At 39.9% G+C, this 1,455-nt stretch carries 1 pseudogene; it reads right to left on the minus strand.

Going from position 1 to position 1,455, the window contains the following annotated elements:
• Positions 1–1,429 (minus strand): annotated as a pseudogene (locus F6K06_RS33480) (IS66 family transposase); the annotation flags it as partial.
• Positions 1,430–1,455 lie beyond the last annotated feature (26 nt).

A 1,455-nucleotide genomic window follows, 5' to 3' on the forward strand; every position in this document is an offset into this window, starting at 1 on the left:
TTGATGAGGGATCGCCTACAACGCTGTCCACTAGAGACTGTTCAAAGAATTCAATCACAGAACGCCCCTGGCGACGACAGGTTTGTACCACAGTTAATAAATTAGCTGTGTGTTGAAATCTTTCCATACTTCTGGAACCACCACTAACTTTTCGTTTGGTGATTGCCAACCGTCATGAACGTTCTGCTAGATTATTATCAGGAGGAATCTCTGGGTGAAGTAGAAAATACCACCATTGGTCTGCTTTCAATTTCAAAGTTCGTAACAGTTTCCCTGCTTCATAGCCTGCTTTATGACTCCATTGTTTGAGAGCTAATTCTACTTTGTTTTTAAATCCAATCGCCCACTCATCATAAATAGCCCGTTCTTGGTTCTTTTGCCAGATACTATAATGTTCAAATCCTTCATCAATTAACTCTTTAAAAGTTTTTCCTATCTCTTGATTCAACTTACCTGGTAGTTGAATTAATCGTTGAAAATGACATCGTAGATGAGCTAAACACTTCTGTTGGGCTTGCACTGGATAGCCATTATAAACACTCAGATCATCACTACTGAGAACACCAGCATATTTATGCCCCAACTGAGATTCCAGTTCGGCACGTCCTCTGGTATCGGAAGCCCGGAATAAACAAAAATCTTGATTGGTAAACACCCACAACCATTCCTTCACTCCTTTTACTGGCCAAGGTGTTTCATCTACATGAATTGAAGGTTGTTCTATTTTCACCCATTCTGAGAGTTCTTCTACATGAGGTTTAATTGCTTGCTCTAACCTTTGATTGGTGTTCACTAAAGTCCCTAAGCCAATCTCAATTTTCCCTAATTCCCATAACATTTCTTGTTGTTTTTCATAGGGTAAATGTCCATAGTTTCCCAACCATCCTAGGAAAGCTTGTAACTTTACCCCCAAATCTTGCCCTGGTATCATATCTTCAGACCAAGGTGCTGATGTGACTGTACCACACCTCAGACATTGACACTTGTGGCGATGGTACTCTATGATTTCAATAGGTTTGTCCACCAGTTGGGCTACTTGTTGAGTTTCTACTTCCACACTCTCATCTAAAAATTCTGCTTGACCACAATGACTACAAACAGAGTGTTGCAATATTTCTATTCTGTCTATTCTAGAAAACCCTTTGCGAGTCTTACCCTCATGGCCTATTTGTCCTCCTGGTCGCCTCTTCTTTTCTGAGGAACTTAGAGACTCTTCTTTTGGTTTGGTTTTTTCCGATTTTTTCAGTAGATCGGTTGATGGGGGTTTGGAGGAGTTCTTACTGTCTAGGTTTTGATTCTGTTCTAATTTATCAATTTGTTTTTGCAGTTTCTCTATCAGTTTTTGTTGAGTCAACAACATTTCTACCAGTTCTTCCTTTGACAACTGGTTGAGGCGTTTACGATTTACTGGGCGCTGTGATTGACTCATGCTTTTACTTTACCAAGGTTTGTTTT

This window comes from Okeania sp. SIO1H4, assembly GCF_010672695.1.
Taxonomy (GTDB): Bacteria; Cyanobacteriota; Cyanobacteriia; order Cyanobacteriales; family Microcoleaceae; genus Okeania; species Okeania hirsuta.